This is a genomic window from Petrotoga halophila DSM 16923 (assembly GCF_002924615.1).
Genome location: NZ_JALY01000135.1, coordinates 1 through 17613 on the forward strand (window position 1 = coordinate 1; position 17613 = coordinate 17613).

17 protein-coding genes are annotated in these 17613 nt (G+C 35.5%); 13 read left to right on the forward strand and 4 right to left on the reverse strand.

Annotated features, from left to right (window positions below):
• The first annotated feature begins 27 nt into the window (after window positions 1–27).
• From feoB to rnr, 10 genes are all read left to right on the forward strand, one after another.
• Window positions 28–2037, forward strand: coding sequence for a ferrous iron transport protein B (gene feoB / locus AA81_RS06475; protein WP_103898581.1), 2010 nt, complete (start codon window positions 28–30; stop codon window positions 2035–2037).
• Window positions 2034–2411, forward strand: coding sequence for a hypothetical protein (locus tag AA81_RS06480; RefSeq protein ID WP_103064954.1), 378 nt, complete (start codon window positions 2034–2036; stop codon window positions 2409–2411). The genes feoB and AA81_RS06480 overlap by 4 nt, the downstream gene beginning before the upstream one ends.
• Window positions 2412–2852 (forward strand): GatB/YqeY domain-containing protein, encoded by a 441-nt coding sequence (locus tag AA81_RS06485; protein ID WP_103064955.1) that lies wholly within the window; start codon window positions 2412–2414, stop codon window positions 2850–2852. It abuts the gene before it with no gap.
• Window positions 2853–2913: 61 nt separating this feature from the next.
• The gene (locus tag AA81_RS06490; protein ID WP_103064956.1) at window positions 2914–3270 is read left to right on the forward strand and encodes a (Fe-S)-binding protein; all 357 of its coding nucleotides are present in this window, start codon (window positions 2914–2916) and stop codon (window positions 3268–3270) included.
• Window positions 3271–3285: 15 nt separating this feature from the next.
• On the forward strand, window positions 3286–3525 hold the full coding sequence (locus AA81_RS06495; RefSeq protein WP_103064957.1) for a hypothetical protein: 240 nt from the start codon (window positions 3286–3288) through the stop codon (window positions 3523–3525).
• A 61-nt stretch (window positions 3526–3586) separates the two neighbouring features.
• Window positions 3587–4651 carry an alanine/ornithine racemase family PLP-dependent enzyme gene (locus AA81_RS06500; protein ID WP_103078151.1) on the forward strand — a complete coding sequence of 355 codons (1065 nt, stop codon included), beginning with the start codon at window positions 3587–3589 and terminating at the stop codon, window positions 4649–4651.
• Window positions 4651–4860 carry a hypothetical protein gene (locus AA81_RS06505; RefSeq protein ID WP_103064959.1) on the forward strand — a complete coding sequence of 70 codons (210 nt, stop codon included), beginning with the start codon at window positions 4651–4653 and terminating at the stop codon, window positions 4858–4860. Before AA81_RS06500 ends, AA81_RS06505 begins: the two co-directional genes overlap by 1 nt.
• A 241-nt stretch (window positions 4861–5101) precedes the next feature.
• On the forward strand, window positions 5102–6481 hold the full coding sequence (iscB, locus tag AA81_RS06510) for an RNA-guided endonuclease IscB (protein ID WP_103898582.1): 1380 nt from the start codon (window positions 5102–5104) through the stop codon (window positions 6479–6481).
• 15 nt (window positions 6482–6496) lie between these two features.
• Window positions 6497–7867 carry a replicative DNA helicase gene (gene dnaB, locus AA81_RS06515; RefSeq protein ID WP_103064961.1) on the forward strand — a complete coding sequence of 457 codons (1371 nt, stop codon included), beginning with the start codon at window positions 6497–6499 and terminating at the stop codon, window positions 7865–7867.
• A gap of 295 nt (window positions 7868–8162) precedes the next feature.
• The gene (rnr, locus tag AA81_RS06520; RefSeq protein WP_103898583.1) at window positions 8163–10376 is read left to right on the forward strand and encodes a ribonuclease R; all 2214 of its coding nucleotides are present in this window, start codon (window positions 8163–8165) and stop codon (window positions 10374–10376) included.
• A 1-nt stretch (window position 10377) separates the two neighbouring features.
• Here the strand turns inward: rnr and murB are convergent, their stop codons facing one another.
• The 4 genes from murB to AA81_RS06540 all read right to left on the reverse strand — a co-directional run bounded on the left by murB (window position 10378) and on the right by AA81_RS06540 (window position 14555).
• On the reverse strand, window positions 10378–11298 hold the full coding sequence (murB, locus tag AA81_RS06525) for a UDP-N-acetylmuramate dehydrogenase (protein WP_103898584.1): 921 nt from the start codon (window positions 11296–11298) through the stop codon (window positions 10378–10380).
• An 18-nt stretch (window positions 11299–11316) separates the two neighbouring features.
• Window positions 11317–12264, reverse strand: coding sequence for a sulfotransferase (locus AA81_RS06530; RefSeq protein WP_169999650.1), 948 nt, complete (start codon window positions 12262–12264; stop codon window positions 11317–11319).
• A 20-nt stretch (window positions 12265–12284) separates the two neighbouring features.
• Window positions 12285–12881 (reverse strand): HAD family hydrolase, encoded by a 597-nt coding sequence (locus AA81_RS06535; RefSeq protein WP_211292667.1) that lies wholly within the window; start codon window positions 12879–12881, stop codon window positions 12285–12287.
• Window positions 12882–12977: 96 nt separating this feature from the next.
• A complete protein-coding gene (locus AA81_RS06540; protein ID WP_103898586.1) occupies window positions 12978–14555 on the reverse strand; it encodes a bifunctional aspartate carbamoyltransferase catalytic subunit/aspartate carbamoyltransferase regulatory subunit in 1578 nt (525 codons plus the stop codon).
• A 253-nt stretch (window positions 14556–14808) separates the two neighbouring features.
• Between AA81_RS06540 and AA81_RS06545 the strand changes: the two genes are divergently transcribed.
• From AA81_RS06545 to AA81_RS06555, 3 genes are all read left to right on the forward strand, one after another.
• Window positions 14809–16701, forward strand: a complete 1893-nt coding sequence (locus tag AA81_RS06545; RefSeq protein WP_103898587.1) for a ribonucleoside triphosphate reductase — start codon at window positions 14809–14811, stop codon at window positions 16699–16701.
• The gene (locus AA81_RS06550) at window positions 16698–17315 is read left to right on the forward strand and encodes an anaerobic ribonucleoside-triphosphate reductase activating protein (protein ID WP_103064967.1); all 618 of its coding nucleotides are present in this window, start codon (window positions 16698–16700) and stop codon (window positions 17313–17315) included. The genes AA81_RS06545 and AA81_RS06550 overlap by 4 nt, the downstream gene beginning before the upstream one ends.
• Window positions 17316–17459: 144 nt before the next feature.
• Window positions 17460–17613, forward strand: a 154-nt coding sequence (locus tag AA81_RS06555) for a DUF2437 domain-containing protein (protein WP_146050354.1), incomplete at its 3' end; no start/stop codon positions are given.

The window sequence follows — 17613 nt, forward strand, 5'->3', positions numbered from 1 at the left end:
ACAAATTTAATACAGGGAGGAGCTTGAATGAGCAAGGATACCCTCAAAGATAACGTTGAAACCGTTGACAAGGAAGCTGAGATTTCAATAATTGGAAATCCTAACGTTGGAAAGACTTCTCTATTCAACCTTTTAACGGGCACAAAACAATATGTTGCCAATTGGCCAGGGGTTACAGTAGAGAAGAAAATAGGAAGTTTTAAGTATAAAGGTAAAACCTTTAAATTAGTTGATCTTCCAGGTGTTTACACCCTTTCAGCTAAAAGTGAAGATGAAAGAGTTGCTAAAGATTACTTAATAAGTAATACTTCAGAGATAGTAATTGTCGTAGCAGATGCCTTGAACTTGGAAAGTTCTATGTTTTTATTGTTTCAACTTATAGAAATAGGCGTGAAGACTATTTTGGTTATAAACTCCGTAGATGAAGCTCGAGAAAAAGGACGAATCATCGATCCATCCCCGATTTCCAAAACTTTAAACATCCCTGTCATATTGACTTCCGCCAAGACAGGTGAAGGTAAGGAAGAACTTTTAGAAGAAGCATATAAGCTTTCAAAAGAAAAAAATCTTACAAAAAAGAAAATAATGTATCCAGAAGAAATAGAGAATTTTATCAATTTTTTTCAAGACAAAGTTTCAAAGTTTCCTAAAATAAGTTCAAAATATCAAAATTATATAGATAGTAGTTGGTTACCAATATATTTTTTAGAGTTTGGAAGTGAAGATTTAGAACTTCCCCAAGATTTTTTGACTGAGTTAAAAGAAAATTTTGATATAGAAGATCTTAAAAACAAATATTTAAATTGGAAGTTTAATTTCATTTCTTATCTAGTTAGTTCTTCGATAATAAAAGAGGGTATAGACTGGTCTTTGAGAGATATTTTAGACCACGTTTTTACACATAAGATTTTGGGAATATTGATATATGTTTTTGCTTTGTTTGCAGTGTTTTCTCTAACATTCAGCCTCGCTCAACCGTTATCGGATTTGCTGGATTCGGCTTTTACTTTTTTGGGTAATTCTATCAGCGAATTTGTAACTATTCCTTGGTTGGAATCACTACTAGTTGATGGGGTTATAGCTGGCGTTGGTGGTGTTTTAGTTTTTATTCCACAGATTTTTATCTTATTTTTCTTCTTAGGATTCTTGGAAGAATCGGGATATTTACCAAGGGCGGCCTTTTTAGTTGACAGAATTGCCAGGAATTTTGGATTAAGTGGTAGATCTTTTATGTCTATTATTTTAGGTTTTGGTTGTAACGTTCCAGCCATTATCTCTACTAAAACGATTGCCAATAAAAAAGAAAGATTGGCTTTAATTCTTAGCCTTCCCTTTGCATCGTGTAGTGCAAGGTTACCCGTTTACATTCTTTTAATAAGTGCATTCTTTTCAACACATGCAGCCACTATAATGCTGCTAGTCTATTTATCGAGTATAGCGTTAGTCTTAATATCCTCAAAATTTTTACAAAGATTCATTACCCAATCAGAAGATATCCCCTTCATCATAGAACTGCCGAGGTTTAGGATGCCTACTTTAAAAAATTTATCCATTTATACATGGAACAGAGGAAAGCACTTTTTACAAAAAGCTGGAGGCATAATTTTAATAGCCACCGTACTAATTTGGCTTTTATCTTTCTTCCCTAATTTTGGAACAGATATAAACAGTAGTTTTGCCGCTTCTATAGGGAGAGTGTTTGAACCTTTAACCAATCACTTGGGATGGGATTGGAGAATAAACACCGGCTTGATTTTTGGTGTCGCTGCAAAAGAAATAGTTGTGTCTTCCTATGCCACAATTTTTAATGTTGGAGAAGGCTCTTTAACCTATGCCTTACAAAATGCATTAACCCCAGCATCTGCTTTAGCACTCATATTCTTCGTTATGGCTTATATTCCTTGTTTTGCAACGTTAGCCACGATTAAAGCGGAGACAAATGGGTGGAAATGGGCTATTTTTAGTTTTATTTACACCACTGTCGTTGCTTATCTTATAGCTAATTTGGTGTTTTTTGTGGGAGGTATTTTCCTATGAAGCACAAAAACTTGACACTTTCTTTGATAGCAATATTATCGATTATTTTCATGTTGCTAAATATACAGAAAAACTTTTTCTACGTCTTTTCTTTTTTTGTTATATTCTTAATTTCGATCTACGGTTTTTCTAATGATAATAGAATATGGTATCATAAATCTGCTCATATAATAGTTTCTTCTTTTATCGGTCTATTTCTTTTAGCTTATGAAATCTTGGATATTTTGTTCACTATGCTTGCGGGTGAATTTTCTGAAATAAATTTAAATATTTATGTTATAATCTTTGGTATACTAAGCATAATCATATTCTTTTTAGAATTGAGGTATCTAAGAAAAAAAAGAAATGAAGCATTGAATAAGGAGGAACGATAAATGTTAAAAGATATATTAAATAATGATTTAAAAAAATATATGAAAGAAAAAAATACCCTTGCTTTAAATGCGGTTAGATCGATAATATCAGAGATTAAAAATAAAGAGGTTGAAAAAGGTTCTGAATTAACAGAGGAAGAAATAGTCCAGTTGATAAAAAAACAAATAAAAATGAGAGAAGATTCCATTGAACAATTCGAAAAAGCAGATAGGAAAGATCTTGCTGAAAAAGAAAGAAAAGAAGTTGAGATCTTGCAAGAGTACCTTCCTGAGCAGCTTTCTGACGAAGAATTGAGAAAAATAATAGAAGAAACTATAAAGGAAGTTAATGCAACATCAAAAAAAGATTTTGGCAAAGTTATGAAATTAGTAATTCAAAAGGTTCAAGGAAGGGCCGATGGAAAGAAAATAAGTGAAATACTGTCGACACTTTTAAATTAACATATAACTAATATGTGATATAATAATACTAGAAAGAATTTCTTTGGAGGTGTTTTTTGCAGTGCTCACAATAGTTTATTCGGTGTTATTATTAGGGATTTTAGGGTTTGCTTCCGGTACTTTTTTAGCATTTGCTGCAAAAAAATTTGAAGTAAAGGAAGATCCAAGAGAAGCCATTGTTAGAGCGGTATTACCCGGTATAGATTGTGGATCTTGTGGTTATCCTGGATGTTCAGCCTTCGCAAAGGCATTTGTCAAAGGTGAGGTTGGAAAAGACGGTTGTGTTCCTGGCAAATCTCAAGGTGTCCCAGAACTTTTGGAGAAAATATCTAAGATGTCTGTTGACGAATTGAACAAAATATATGAAGAAAGCGGGGAAGACGATTCTAAAATTTTAAAACTACTAAAACAAAATTAAAAAGGGGGGATCAAATTGATCGATCCTATATCCTCTCAACAATACAAGCCCCTTTATCTAAGTAGTTTTGATTATGGAAGTGATCAACTTCCACACACGAGTAGTCAAAACATTAACCAGAGTCCTACAATGTCCAAGGAAGAGATGGAAAAACTTTTATCTTTTGTAATTTACAAACAAACTGGAATTTCGATGAAATTAGTTAGAACCGTTGGTGAATTGTATCAGGGTCAAAATCTAGATGTTTTAACGTAAGTAAAATTTTCATAATTGCGGGCCAAGATTGCCCGCAATTTTAAATAAAGGAGGATTTTCCTTGTATCCAAAGGTTTACGCTTACTTAGAAAGGATTCAAGAAAATGCAAGATTTTTAAAATCATTGTGTACTGATTCGGGTGTAGAAATAATAGCTGTCACTAAAGTAGTTTGTGGTGAACCTACAATAGCTCATGCACTTAAAGAATGTGGAATTGAAATACTGGGTGATTCAAGGATTCAAAACATAAAGAAAATGAGGAATTCTGGTATAAAAGGACCTTTTATGTTACTTCGCATACCCATGATCTCTGAACTTGATGATGTGGCAAATCATGTTGATTATACTTTAATAAGTGACTTAGAGATAAGTAAGAAATTGGGGAGTGTTTCTTCTAAGTTCAATAAGAAATCTAAAGTCATCTATATGGTTGACGTGGGTGATCTGAGAGAAGGAGTTTGGTTTGAAAAAGCTGTTTCTGAGGTTTCAAATGCCATTGATATAGAAGGAATAGAGATTGTTGGAATAGGCACAAACTTAGGATGTTTTGGTGGAGTAATCCCTGATGAAACTAATATGCAAAGGCTCGTAAAAATAAAGGAAGAAATCCAAAGAGAAACTGGAAGAACTCTAGATATAATCTCCGGGGGAAATACCGCTGCCTTACCTTTAATTGAAAAAGGAAGTTTACCAAAGGGTATAAACCAATATAGACTAGGCGAATCGATCATCTGTGGAATGGACGCAACTAACAACCGCAACGTTCCAGGGACAAGGCAGGATACGATAATCTTGGAAGCAGAAATTGTGGAATTAAAAGAAAAACCTTCCGTCCCCTACGGCAACATTGGTTATGATGCATTTGGTCGTAAACCAAAATTTGAAGACAAAGGTAATAGAATAAAAGGCATTTTAGCTGTGGGAGAACAAGATATTAATCCTACAAGTATGTATCCGTTGGATGACGATATTGAAATACTCCATGCAAGTAGTGATCATACGATCGTAGACTTAACTGAATCTAAAGTGAGGTATAAAGTAGGAGATAAGATAAGATTTAGGTTAGGTTACTCCTCCGTTCTGAGAGCCTTTACAAGTTCTTATGTTGAAAAGGTGATACTTTAATGTTTGCTTTTGTAAACACTCTTTTCGTAATAGCAATGATCCTTTTTATAATTTCAACGGTATTTTTATGGAGATCTGCTAAAATGATAAGAAACGGTAGTAAAAGTTCTGATGAAGACGTAAAAAAAATGGACAAAAAAGGACTGGTAGGCCTTTTAATAAGTGTTGGAATTTTTGTTTTATCTTATTTTTTGAGCTTATTAGTTTGATCGAGGTCATCTACCCCACGGCTAAAGCCGGGGGCTTGCGATGAGTAGCCCGGAGATGACCAGCCTTAGCTCTATCAGGGCTACGTTATTCAGGTCATGACACCTTGGGGTGCGAGGCCAGCTCCAGGCTCTGTCGTCCAACATTAAACAGGCATACGGGGTTGAAGCCAGTGTGCTTGGACGTAAAAAGCCTGAATAACCTTGGCGAGGCAAACATTACCCTGCAAAGGAGGCTCAGTAAATGAGTAAAGTATTCGTGCTTGACACTAAGAAAAGGCCGCTCCTGCCCTGCCACCCTGCTAAGGCCAGGATACTACTGAAGCAGGGGCGTGCGGCGATATATAAACGTTATCCCTTCACGATTATTCTAAAACAGGAAATTGCTAATCCCGAAGTACAGCCACTAAGGCTAAAGATTGACCCGGGGAGTAAAGTAACTGGCCTTGCAGTGGTTAATGATGCTACCGGCGAAGTTATCTTTGCCGGGGAACTTCACCATCGGGGTGAGCAAATTAAAGCGAAGTTAGCTACCCGACGGACCTTGCGGAGAGCGCGGCGTAATCGTAAGAAGCGGCACCGTGCCCCAAGGTTTCTAAATCGCAAGAAGAAAGACGGCTGGCTACCGCCTTCGTTGCAAAGCCGGATAGCGAACGTATTAACCTGGGTTAATCGCATAAGGCGGTATTGCCCCATCCAATCCATTACGGTGGAATTGGTAAAGTTTGATTTGCAAAGGATAGAAAACCCAGGAATACAAGGTATTGAGTACCAGCAGGGAACCCTTTACGGATATAAGATCAGAGAATACCTATTAGAGAAGTACGACCACCAGTGTGCTTACTGCCGGGGTAAAAGTGGCGATAGCGTGCTTGAGGTTGAGCATGTCGTGCCGAAGAAACCCAGGCATGGACCGGCTGGTACAAACCGGGTGAACAACTTGGTCATAGCCTGCGAGACGTGCAACAAAAGCAAGGGTAATTTGCGACCTGAAGAGTGGCTCAACTACTTACAGGCTTCTACTAATTCCCTTGATCAGGAACGAGCCAAGAATCTGCTGCAAGTTTTACAGCAGCTAGAGCAGCCTCTCAAAGACGCAACTGTTGTCAATACCATACGATGGATACTGTTTAAGCGGCTGAAAGAGTTAGAATTGCCGTTAGAAGCCAGTTCTGGAGGGAGGACGAAGTATAATCGAGTGCAGATGGGATTGCCCAAAGCCCACTGGATAGACGCGGCCTGTACAGGCGCCAGCACTCCCGAGCATATTAATATTGATAAAGTTGTTGTTTTGGAGATAAAAGCTACTGGACACGGTAGACGACAGCGGTGCAGAACGGATAAGTACGGGTTTCCTATTCAACATGCACCCAGAGCAAAAACTTACTTGGGGTATCAAACGGGAGATATAGTTAAAGCAATAATCCCCAAGGGAAAATATGCCGGTATCCATATTGGTCGCATAGCTATCAGGCATAAACCCAGTTTTAAGCTGATTAGATTTGATGTGCATCCTAAATATCTACGGTTGTTGCAAAAAGCAGACGGATATGAGTATATGCTGAGAGAAGGAAGCAACGCTTCCTCCCCAGGCGTAAACTCCGGGGCTCCTGGCGTCGCATAAGGATGGTGGATACAAATGGAACTTACTTCTTTTACCCCTCCTAATAGTAAAGAAGCCGAAGAGTCGGTCATAGGTAGCATCTTTTTAGACCCTTCCATACTTCCTGACGTGATTGAAGAGGTAAGATGGGAAGACTTTTACTACGAAAATAATAAAATAATATTTAAAGTTATGGAAGAACTTTTTGACAAAGGGGAACCTGTTGATACCGTATCTGTCATTGAAAAACTAAGAGAATCCAATCTTTTACAGAAAATCGGTGGAGAAGATACAATAATTTATTTAGCTCAGGTTGTCCCAACAACGGCTAATGTGATGTATTACACCCAAATTGTAAAAGAGAAAGCCCTTTTAAGAGCTTTAATAAACGCATCTTCGGAGATAGTTGATGCCGTAAGAAATATTGGAGATGCTCAAGAAGTTTTAGAATATGCAGAAAAGAGAATATTTTCCATAGCCGAAGCCCGTGCAACCAGAACATACGATCTTTTATCCAACGTAATGCATGATGTTTTTGAACAGATAGAAGAATTGAAGAACAGAGCTCAAAAAGGCGAGGGAGATCTCGTTACGGGGGTTTCTACTGGATTCAAAGCTTTAGACAGGATGACTTCAGGATTTCATAGATCTGAGTTAATTATCATCGCCGCTAGACCATCCATGGGTAAAACGTCTTTTGCCGCAAATATTGCAACTAACATGGCTTTACAGGCAAATGTTGCCGTGGCAATCTTTAGTTTGGAAATGTCGAAAGAACAGTTAGCTAACAGAATTTTATGTTCTGAGGCAAAGGTTGATTTACACAAGGTTAGAACTGGACAAATTTCTGATGAAGAGTGGGAAAAATTAGTACAAAAAGCAGGAGAATTATCGAAATCAAGACTTATCTTTGACGACGAACCAGATCTAACTCCCAGAATGCTGAGGGCTAAAGCAAGGAGAATGAAAAGAGAATATGGTATAGAAGTAATTTTTATCGATTACTTACAATTGATGACTTCTAGATCTAAAGGTTATGAGAGCAGACAACAAGAAATAACAGAGATATCAAGATCCTTGAAATTACTCGCTAGAGAGTTAAATATCACCGTCGTTGCTTTGTCTCAACTCTCCCGTGCAGTTGAACAAAGAGAAGATAAAAGGCCTCGTTTAAGTGATCTCAGAGAATCAGGAGCAATTGAGCAGGATGCGGATCTCGTTATGTTTTTGTATAGAGATTCATATTACAAAAGAAAAAAAGATGAGCCTGGTAAAAATACTTTAAATGATGAACATGAAGCAGAGCTGATTGTAGGAAAACAAAGAAATGGGCCGGTTGGAACCATAAAATTAACTTTCAATCCAAAACTTGCAACTTTTTACACCTCTGATAGAGGATATGAGTAACTGTAAAAATAAGATTTTAATTTAAAGGGTTGGAGGGGTGCTGAAATAAGTTTTAGCTTTTTTAAAAAGTGTATGACGTTTTTAGAAATAAGATTTTGATTTAAAAGGGTTACAGGGCGGAGCTCAGTTTGCGTCAGTGTGCAAACAATGTTTTTAAATGATTTTGACCTTGATGTGGGGTTTTTAAGGGACTGCAGGTCCTTTCCTTAGAAGGGTGGGAAGCGGGGCGAAGGGGCGCTGAAACAAGTTTTAGCTTTTTTAAAAAGTGGAATAATCTATTGAATGGAGGTAAAATATGAATGAAGACAACTTAGAAAATCTAATATTGGAAATAATAGATAAAAAGCCTATGATACAAAAAGAACTCTACGAAAATCTAAATGCATTTCAAAAATCGGAAAAGACTAAAATCAGAAGAATACTAAAAAAACTCCTAAATGAAGGAAAAATAATTAAAGATTCACAAAACAGATACAGAAAATTAGATGAAAACATGGCTGTTGGAACCATCGAATTCACCAAAAGTGGAAATATGGCTTTTGTACAATGCCCAGATGGAAGCGAAATTGCTGTGAAGGTTGAAAATTCTGGAATCAGTTTGCATAAAGATTTAGTTTTAGTTGAAATAATAGGTAAATGGCGTGATTTAAAAGAAGGTAGGGTAGTTAGAATATTAAAAAGAGGGTTAAAATATGTGGTAGGTGAGTTCGTAAGAAAAGGGATCTTTGGATTCGTTATACCCATTGATGGAAAAATAAATACGGATTTTTACGTAGCTCCGGAAGGTGTAGGAAAAGCTAAAAACGGACAAATAGTGAAGGCAAAAATAACAAAGTACCAATCTCCCACAAAAAATCCAGAGGTCGAGATAGTAGATGTCCTTGGTGACAAAGATGACCCTTCCATAGATTTGCCTATAGTGATCTTCAAGCATGATTTACCTGAGCCAGGTTACTTCCCTCCAAAAGTGGTACAAGAGGCTAAAGAACTTCCAAATAAACTTTCTGAAAATGAAATTAAGGGAAGAAAAGATTTTAGAAAAGAAACTATATTTACTATCGATGGTGATACGGCAAAAGATTTTGATGATGCCATTGGTATAAAAAAGTTAGATAACGGTAATTATTTACTCGGGGTACATATAGCAGATGTATCTCATTATGTAAAAAATAACAGTGCTCTTGATAGAGAGGCATACAAACGAGGTACAAGCGTTTACTTAATCGACACCGTTATCCCAATGCTTCCCTTTGAGTTATCCAACTGGATATGTTCTTTGGTTGAAGGTGAAGATAGATTGACAATGTCCCTACTAATGGAAATTGACCCTTATGGAAACTTGGTAAACTCAAAAATATATAATGGAGTGATAAGAAGTACCAAAAGATTGACCTATAGAAAAGTTAATGAACTCCTATCTGACAATTGTAGTGAAGAAGTAAAAAAAGAAATAGGCTTTTTAAAGCCAGATCTTGAGATGATGAAAGAACTGATGGAAATACTTGGTGCAAAAAGAAAAGAAAGAGGCTCGATAATTGACATTGAAAGCAACGAAGTATACTTTGAATTCGATGAAAAAGGCTATGTAAAGGATATCATCCCTGTGGAAAGAGGCATATCGGAAGAAATGATCGAAGAGTTCATGGTTTTGGCCAACGAAACAGTTGCTTCATACTTTGATGTTCAAGGCTTACCTTTTATATATAGAATCCACGAAAATCCGGATCCTGATGTATTGCTTCAATTGCGAAATTATCTGGATATGTTGGGAATAAATGTAAAGTTTCCTCAAAATATTCATCCGAAGGTCCTACAGGAAATATTGGAAAAAACAAAGAATCATCCTTTAAGTAAAAATATTCAGATGATGCTTGTTAGGTCTATGAAGAGGGCATTGTACTCTGAAGAAAACGTGGGACATTTTGGTCTTGCTTCATCATCCTATACACATTTCACATCACCAATAAGAAGATACCCTGACTTAGTGGTTCATAGATTGCTGAAAGAGTTCATCAAACATAAAGGAACCCTTTCAAAGAAAGAAATAAAGAAGTATTCTGAAATGCTTCCTGAAATAGCTAAAAATTCTTCTGAAATGGAAAGGGTCGCAGACCAAGCTGAGTGGGATCTAATAGATATGAAAAAAGTTGAATACATTTCAAGACATATAGGAGAAGTCTTTTGGGTTTACATAACAGGCGTCACGCGATTTGGCTTATTCGTAGAAATACCCCAAAAGATGATAAGTGGATTGATACATATATCAGAGCTGAGCGATGATTATTACATTTACGATGAACGTGACAATACGTTGAAAGGTGAAAGAACCGGCAATGTTTATAGAATTGGAGATAAGTTACAAGCCAAAGTGGTAAGAGCAGATAAAATTGGAACGGAAGTAGATTTTGTTCCATATACGGAAGATGATTTTGAAAAATTGAAAAAGGAACATCCTCATGCCAAAATAAAAGTTAACAAAAAAAATAAGAAAAAAAAGAAAAAATCGTAATTCATTCCCAAATCTCTGGTTCAACCTGTAGATCGACGTTGTATTTATCTTTTACAATACGTTTTACATACTCAATTAATGAAATCACATCATTGAAAGTAGCGTTACCTTTGTTGATTATAAAACCTGCATGTTTTGTTGATATTTGAGCCTCGCCTATGGAAAAGCCTTTCAATCCTAAATTTTCTATCGTAGTACCCACAAAAAAATCTGGTTTTGGGCGTTTGAATATACTTCCCGCAGATGGTAAATCGATTGGTTGTTTCTCCCATCTGCGGATTGAAAAATCTATCAATTTACTTTTGATCCTTTTAAGGTCATCTTTTTTTAGTAAAAATTTAGTGGATAGAAGGACGAAAGAACCTTTCTGGAGAATACTGGTTCTATAACCAAACTCTAAATCACATTTATTTAAAGTCTTGATTTTTCCATCCTTTAAATCGAGTACCGTTGTTTCCACAACGACATCCTTCATCTCACCATCGTAGGCTCCTGCATTCATGTAAACTCCACCGCCTACACTTCCTGGAATGCCACATGCAAACTCAAGTCCAGAGTATCCATCTTCTGATAGCAAAAAAGAAAGAGCAGATAAAGACATCCCGCTCTGTGCTTCTACAATCAAATCCATATTATTTTTTTCTTCAAAATTCATTTTATTTAAGTATTTCGTGGAAAGTACCACAAATTTTAAAGGCTCATCACTTACGATGAGGTTGGTTCCTTGACCTATAATTCTGAAAGGAATGTTCCTTTTAACTAATTGCGATAAAGCATTCACAAAAGCATTTAAAGTTCTAGGGAATAAGATATATGGAACAGACCCTCCTATTCTAAAACTCGTATAATATTTGAGAAATTCATTTTGTCTAATATCGCATCCATCTGTGTACAAACTAAGTTTAAGATCTTCTGAAATCATTGAATACTCCTATATTAATTATGCGTACTCTTCTTTATAATCCGAATTCAACTTTTCTAACCACTCAGGTTCTTTTCCATAACCGAACATATCCATCAAATCTCCACAATGTTTTTGAAGTATCTGCGCTTTCTTTTTATCCCAATTTTTCCAATGTGGTATCTTATATTCATCCGATGCAGAATTTATTTTTTTCTTTAGAAAAGAAGGTTCAAAAGCATAATTTCTGCTGAATCCATCATCAAACTTCGTGGAAAATTCTAATAGATCAATAAAATTCTCTTCTTTTTTCTCACCGAGGAATAAGTCTTCGTATCGATATAATTTGAAATTCTTTTTATTTTTCATAGATTCTAATACCAAAGTATTCAGTTTATTATAATACCAGGCAAACTTTTCAAATTTACTCATGCTATTCCATTTCATCGAGTAGGGATCGTCTTTGAAATGGAAAGCTCTCATACTCATTCCTAAAAATGAAAAATCAACTTTACTATACAATAAATAAACAGGGGAACTTATAGCTGAACGGATCCATGTTCTTGGATCCCTTATAATAAACACGACTTTACTATTAGGAAAGACCTCTCCCAACAGATCAATAACTCCGTGAAGATGGTTACTTGATTCGACGTACAAGCTTTCTTTTGTTTCCTCCAAAATCTGTTTTCTCAAACCTTTTATATACTCTTTAGCCTTTTCATCGGTTATTTTTCTTCTTCTCCTATAAGTGCTCAACTTGCACATAGATTTAGAAGGCAAAAACTGCCCTACGGTCATTTGATAAAAGCCGAACCTTTTTATATCATCTCTCCATTTTTTTAGATCTTTAATAAACACATTCGCAGGTTCATGGACCGCATAACAATCTTCAACCATTTTTGATAAACTTTTTGCAAGGAATCTCGTACCTGTTCTTCCGGTTGAAGTGATAAATACACAATGTTTATCAAAAACATTATCCACCTCATTGCCTCCTTTCACAATTATAGGGCATCTATTCTTTTTAACATTTCTCTTAAGGATTCAGGATTGGTATATAATATACCTTTAATTCCTACTTCTTCGGCAGCCGTTATATTCTCAATAATATCATCCACAAAAAAGGTTTCTTCTGGGTTCAAATTATACCTATTAAGCAAAAGTTGATAAATTTCCTTTTCGGGTTTCAATAGCTTCTCCTTGTAGGAAATAATCATTCCATCAAAGATATCAAAAAACGAGTATTTTCTTCTTATATAATTGAAGGCTTCTTCATGAAAATTAGACAATATGAAAAGTTTGTTGTTTTCTTTCAATTCAGGGAGAATTTCTATATTTTCGGTTATTGGATGAAGATAATTCTTCCATTCTTGGAGCAATTTATCTATTTCTTCTTTTAAATTAGGATTTTTCTCGATGAAAATCTTTTTGGCTTCCTCAAAAGACAAGGTCCCCCTATCCAATTCTTTCCATATACTTGTTTTAAAAACAACCTCTTTTAACTTCCTTTTTATAAGCGGATCTTTGAATAGACCATCTAAAATCTCATCCGGACCGAATTTAAAAAGGACATTTCCCAAATCAAAAACGAGATTTCTCAAAAAAATTCCTCCCACTTTACTTTTTACCCTATCATTGAATTTTATCACAAAAATATTAAAAGAGTAAAAACAAAGATAAAGTAAGATTTTTTACTGTTAAAGACCCCATATTTCTTCAAAGGTATGAGGGGTTTCACAATATTCACATATTAACTGATTCTCTTCGTTTCTAATGAAAGAAACCTGTACGTTTTCGTTGTTTTGAGGGTTGGTTATACAGTTTTCGTTTTTACACCTTAACTCTTCGAAACCGTATATAATAGGCGGTAAAGAAATTCTGTATTTTTCTTTGACTCTTCCACCTTCAATAATATTTACAGTTGTATTTGGAGATATAGCTGAAAGCTTTTTTATATCTTTCTTTGATAGATGAACGTCAGGCAAACTAATGTAGCCCTTTAATCTACCGTCTGCTGATCTAAATATTCCGTCTGCACTATCAATATTATAAAACTTTAAAATCTTCCTTATTTTCATGATCGTCTCGTATATCTTTTCTGGGTTTTGTCCTTTGGCTATGTGATCAATTACCGTTCCATTTTCAATCGGCTTGATCCCTCTTTTTCCTTCACTTAACAACCCTTTTTTACCATCTTTTATCGGTGCGGGGATAATGAAATCCTCTTCATTAATTTCAACACCTTTAATTGAGGTATCAAAGGGGGCGGTTAAAGCTCCGCCTAACATAGAAAGTAAGATTATCCTTGTCCAATATCCGTTTATTGCCTGTTTTTCCCATCCATTAAGCGGTAAGGGGTCCAAGAAGGTTGGAATAGTGGGGTAAGTTTTGTGACGAGGGAGAGGGTGATAAAATTTTACGTTTTCGGAAATAAGGGGGAGAAATTCTTTTGTAAAAGTCACACTTTTTCTCAAAATATGTTCTTTTTCTAGAATATCTTCCCCCATTCGTTCTAATTGAAGCCTTGTGAAATACCAAATATTTGCTTTTTTACCTTGTTTTAGGTACTCTTCTATGGAAGAGAAGATTCTAACGTTGTACCCTTTTTGCTTCATTTTGCTAATATAGTGTTTTGGCATCTGTAATTCTTCTGGCGCTATCAAATCAACCTCCACATTTTTAAATATTTTTAAACCTTCAACTTTGGAATGGACCGTCCTTCCATGAAGAAGATCACCAATGAGAGCTATATGAATATACTCGTTGCTGAAATCCATCTGTTCTAAAAATGTGAATTCATCTAAAATCTCTTGAGTAGGATGTTCGTGCTTACCATCTCCCGCGTTTATAAAAGAAGGATGTGGTAGGTTATGCCTTGAAGCAAATTCTGACACCTTCTCGTCTAGTAACTTACAAGTACCTTCCAATTTTGATCTGATAATGAATATAGAATAATCTGAATAGCCAGTTAACATGTTGAAGGTATCTATATAACTTTCTTTCTTATTAAATGAGGAGTGTTCGGATTCGAAGATGTTGATTTTAGCGTTTTTGTGGAATTTAGAAGCATTAACGAAGGATTCTTTGGTTCTGGTACTTGGTTCGAGGAATACTATGTAAATGCCTGTTTGGTTTTTTATTTGAAACTCAGTAAGATCTTCTTTATTTGCCCATTTTGCTTTTAGCCTTTTTGTTTGGTTGTAAAGAAATAACTGCTCTTCAACCGTTAAATCATTCATAACCGTTAAACTTCTCCCTAAAAAATCATTTTTCATATGAATCCCTCCCAAGTAATTTCTTTTCTACTCTCTCTAAAATTCTAAAACCTCTTTTAGTAACCCTTCGCCCCGCGACCTACCCAAATTTCTCATGAGTTTAAGCAAAATTACTTTTTGTATTATACCATTTTTTTGTAATATAAACAATATTGACAAACACAATATACAGTGGTATGATATAAAATATAGCACAATAAATTGAGTCTTTTGTAAATTAACTTGATACATAAATATAAGGGGGTTGAAAAATATGGATTTAGATTCTATCAAAGACAGTTTGTTGTTGAAACCCGTAACTATAAAGAAAGGTCCTGAAGGGGATTCAAGGAAAGAGAATTTAATTAAAGAACAGAAAAAACGCAGCTTACACAATTATTCAAATGCAGAAAAAATGAGTTTTGACGTAAAAAAAACGATAAATGAATACATTAAAAAGGAAGATTGGCGAACCAACGAAAATTCAAACACTACTTATTCCTATCCGGGTTTGTACTTACACTTAGCAGGCAGCGCTTTGGCAAATTATGTGTTAAATGAAATATACCCTTCAGAAATATCACAGGCTCATTCATCCGGCGCTTTACATATTCACGACTTATCCCATGGTCTAGTCGCTTACTGTGCAGGGTGGTCACTCATGGATCTAATAAAGAAAGGTTTTGGAGGTGTGGAAGGAAAAATTAATGCCAAACCTGCCAAACACCTATCTGCCTTAACTGGGCAAATGGTGAATTTTTTGGGTGTTATGCAAATGGAATTTGCAGGTGCTCAGGCTTTTAACTCCGTAGATACTTTACTTGCGCCCTTTGTGAGGGCAGATAAATTAAGTTATGACGAGGTGAAACAGTTCATTCAACAAATGGTCTTCGCAATGAACGTACCTTCTAGATGGGGATCACAACCACCTTTTATCAATTTTACGCTTGATTGGACAGTTCCTGATGATCTAAAAAATGAACCTGCAATTGTTGGCGGAAAGGAAATTGGAGTATACGGAGATTATCAAAAAGAGATGAATATGGTGAACAAAGCCTTCTTGGAAACTATGATTGAAGGAGATGCAAATGGCAGAATTTTTTCTTTCCCCATCCCAACTTACAATATTACCAAAGAATTTAATTGGGAAGGTGAAAATGTTGATTTATTGATGGAAGCTACAGCCAAATATGGGTTACCCTACTTCCAAAACTTCATCTCAAGTTCATTAAATCCGGGCGATGTAAGAAGTATGTGCTGCAGGTTACAACTCGATCTAAGGGAATTAAAAAATAGAGGTGGAGGACTTTTTGGCTCAGCAGATAAAACAGGTTCCATAGGTGTAGTAACAATCAATCTTCCTCGAATAGGGTATATTTCTAAAACCAAAGAAGATTATTTTGAAAACTTAAAATCGATGATGGATTTAGCGAAAACTTCTTTAGAAATAAAAAGATACGTGGTAGAAGAAAATCTTTCCAAAAATCTTATGCATTATACAAAAGTTTATTTGGGACATTTCAACAACCATTTTTCAACCATAGGAATAATAGGAATGCATGAATCACTTTTAAATTTCATGGGAAGAGGTATTGAAACCACTGAAGGAAAAGAATTTGCAATAGAAGTTTTGAATTATATGAGATCGGTTTTGAAAGATTATCAAGAAGAAACTGGAAACCTATACAATCTAGAGGCGACACCTGCAGAGGGAGCATCTTATCGGTTAGCGAAAAAAGACAAGCAACTTTATCCTGACATAATAACTTCAGGTGATAATGAACCGTACTACACAAACTCGACATCTTTACCAGTAGGAATCACCGAAGACCCATTTGAAGTACTTGAACATCAAGCACCTTTGCAAACTTTATACACATCCGGTACAGTATTACATATCTTTTTGCAGGAAAAACCCCAAGCAAGTACTTTAAAAACTTTTATTAAAAAAGCTTTTAGTCAATACCCTGTTCCATATATGACCATAACGCCAACTTTTTCCATTTGCGAAACCCATGGTTACATTGCAGGAGAACATTTTGAATGTCCCATTTGTGGCAAACCTACCGAAGTTTATTCAAGGGTTGTTGGATATTACAGGCCTGTGAAAAGTTGGAATAAAGGAAAACAGCAAGAATTCAAAGAAAGATTGGAGTATAACGTATGAAAATCGCATCTATGCAAAAAGTAAGCTTTATTGATTACCCGGACAAAATAGCTGCCGTGCTATTTTGTCCCTATTGTAACCTAAGATGCCCCTATTGTCATAATCCTGAATTAGTTTTTTTCGCAGGCCAATTGGTTGACGAAGAAAGTATATTTTCTTATTTGAAATCAAGAGTCGGGATTTTAGAAGGGGTTGTCATCACCGGAGGAGAACCAACTCTACAAAAAGATATAAGAGATTTTATCATTAAAATAAAAGATATGGGATTTTCGGTAAAGCTTGATACCAACGGACACAATCCAAAAGTTTTAATTACGGTTATAGATATTGTAGATATGATAGCGTTAGACATGAAAACCAGCTGTCAAAAGTATAAAACTATCGGTGGAAATTGTGTTATACTAAAAGAAAGTTTGAATCTACTAAAAGATTTCAAAGGTGATCTAATCTTAAGAACCACACTATACCCACCCATGACAACAAAAGACGATTTAGAAGAAATGAAATCAATTATACCAGATGATTTAAAATACTCAAACTGGATGTATAATGAATACAGAGATATTAAAACCCTTGAAAAATATATAAAAGAACACAACGAAGTAACAAGGTAACCCGCGATCAAAAGCTATTCCCCTGCTGGGTTAGGGACCGCAGGCTCTTCCCTAGAAGGGTGGGGAGCGGGGCGAAGGGGCGCTATATATAAAGTTTTAGAATTTCTAAAGACGGTAATCAAAAATAAAAACGGAGGTAAAATTATGAAACTCGTCAGATTTCAAAAAGATGGAAAAATAAGTTACGGCGTGTTGGAAGAAAACAATATAAAAGTTATTAACGGCGATATCTTTGACAAATTCACAGTTACCGATAATGTCTACACCCTCAATGAGGTTACGTTAAAGGCTCCTTGTA

Excerpts from the sequence above, each read along its gene's own strand:
- AA81_RS06485 (WP_103064955.1), top strand. The coding sequence starts at position 2,412 with ATGTTAAAAGATATATTAAATAATGATTTAAAAAAATATATGAAAGAA.
- AA81_RS06505 (WP_103064959.1), top strand. The coding sequence starts at position 4,651 with ATGTTTGCTTTTGTAAACACTCTTTTCGTAATAGCAATGATCCTTTTT.
- AA81_RS06540 (WP_103898586.1), bottom strand. The coding sequence starts at position 14,555 with ATGAAAAATGATTTTTTAGGGAGAAGTTTAACGGTTATGAATGATTTA.
- murB (WP_103898584.1), bottom strand. The coding sequence starts at position 11,298 with ATGATTTCAGAAGATCTTAAACTTAGTTTGTACACAGATGGATGCGAT.
- feoB (WP_103898581.1), top strand. The coding sequence starts at position 28 with ATGAGCAAGGATACCCTCAAAGATAACGTTGAAACCGTTGACAAGGAA.
- rnr (WP_103898583.1), top strand. The coding sequence starts at position 8,163 with ATGAATGAAGACAACTTAGAAAATCTAATATTGGAAATAATAGATAAA.
- dnaB (WP_103064961.1), top strand. The coding sequence starts at position 6,497 with ATGGAACTTACTTCTTTTACCCCTCCTAATAGTAAAGAAGCCGAAGAG.
- AA81_RS06545 (WP_103898587.1), top strand. The coding sequence starts at position 14,809 with ATGGATTTAGATTCTATCAAAGACAGTTTGTTGTTGAAACCCGTAACT.
- AA81_RS06480 (WP_103064954.1), top strand. The coding sequence starts at position 2,034 with ATGAAGCACAAAAACTTGACACTTTCTTTGATAGCAATATTATCGATT.
- iscB (WP_103898582.1), top strand. The coding sequence starts at position 5,102 with ATGAGTAAAGTATTCGTGCTTGACACTAAGAAAAGGCCGCTCCTGCCC.
- AA81_RS06550 (WP_103064967.1), top strand. The coding sequence starts at position 16,698 with ATGAAAATCGCATCTATGCAAAAAGTAAGCTTTATTGATTACCCGGAC.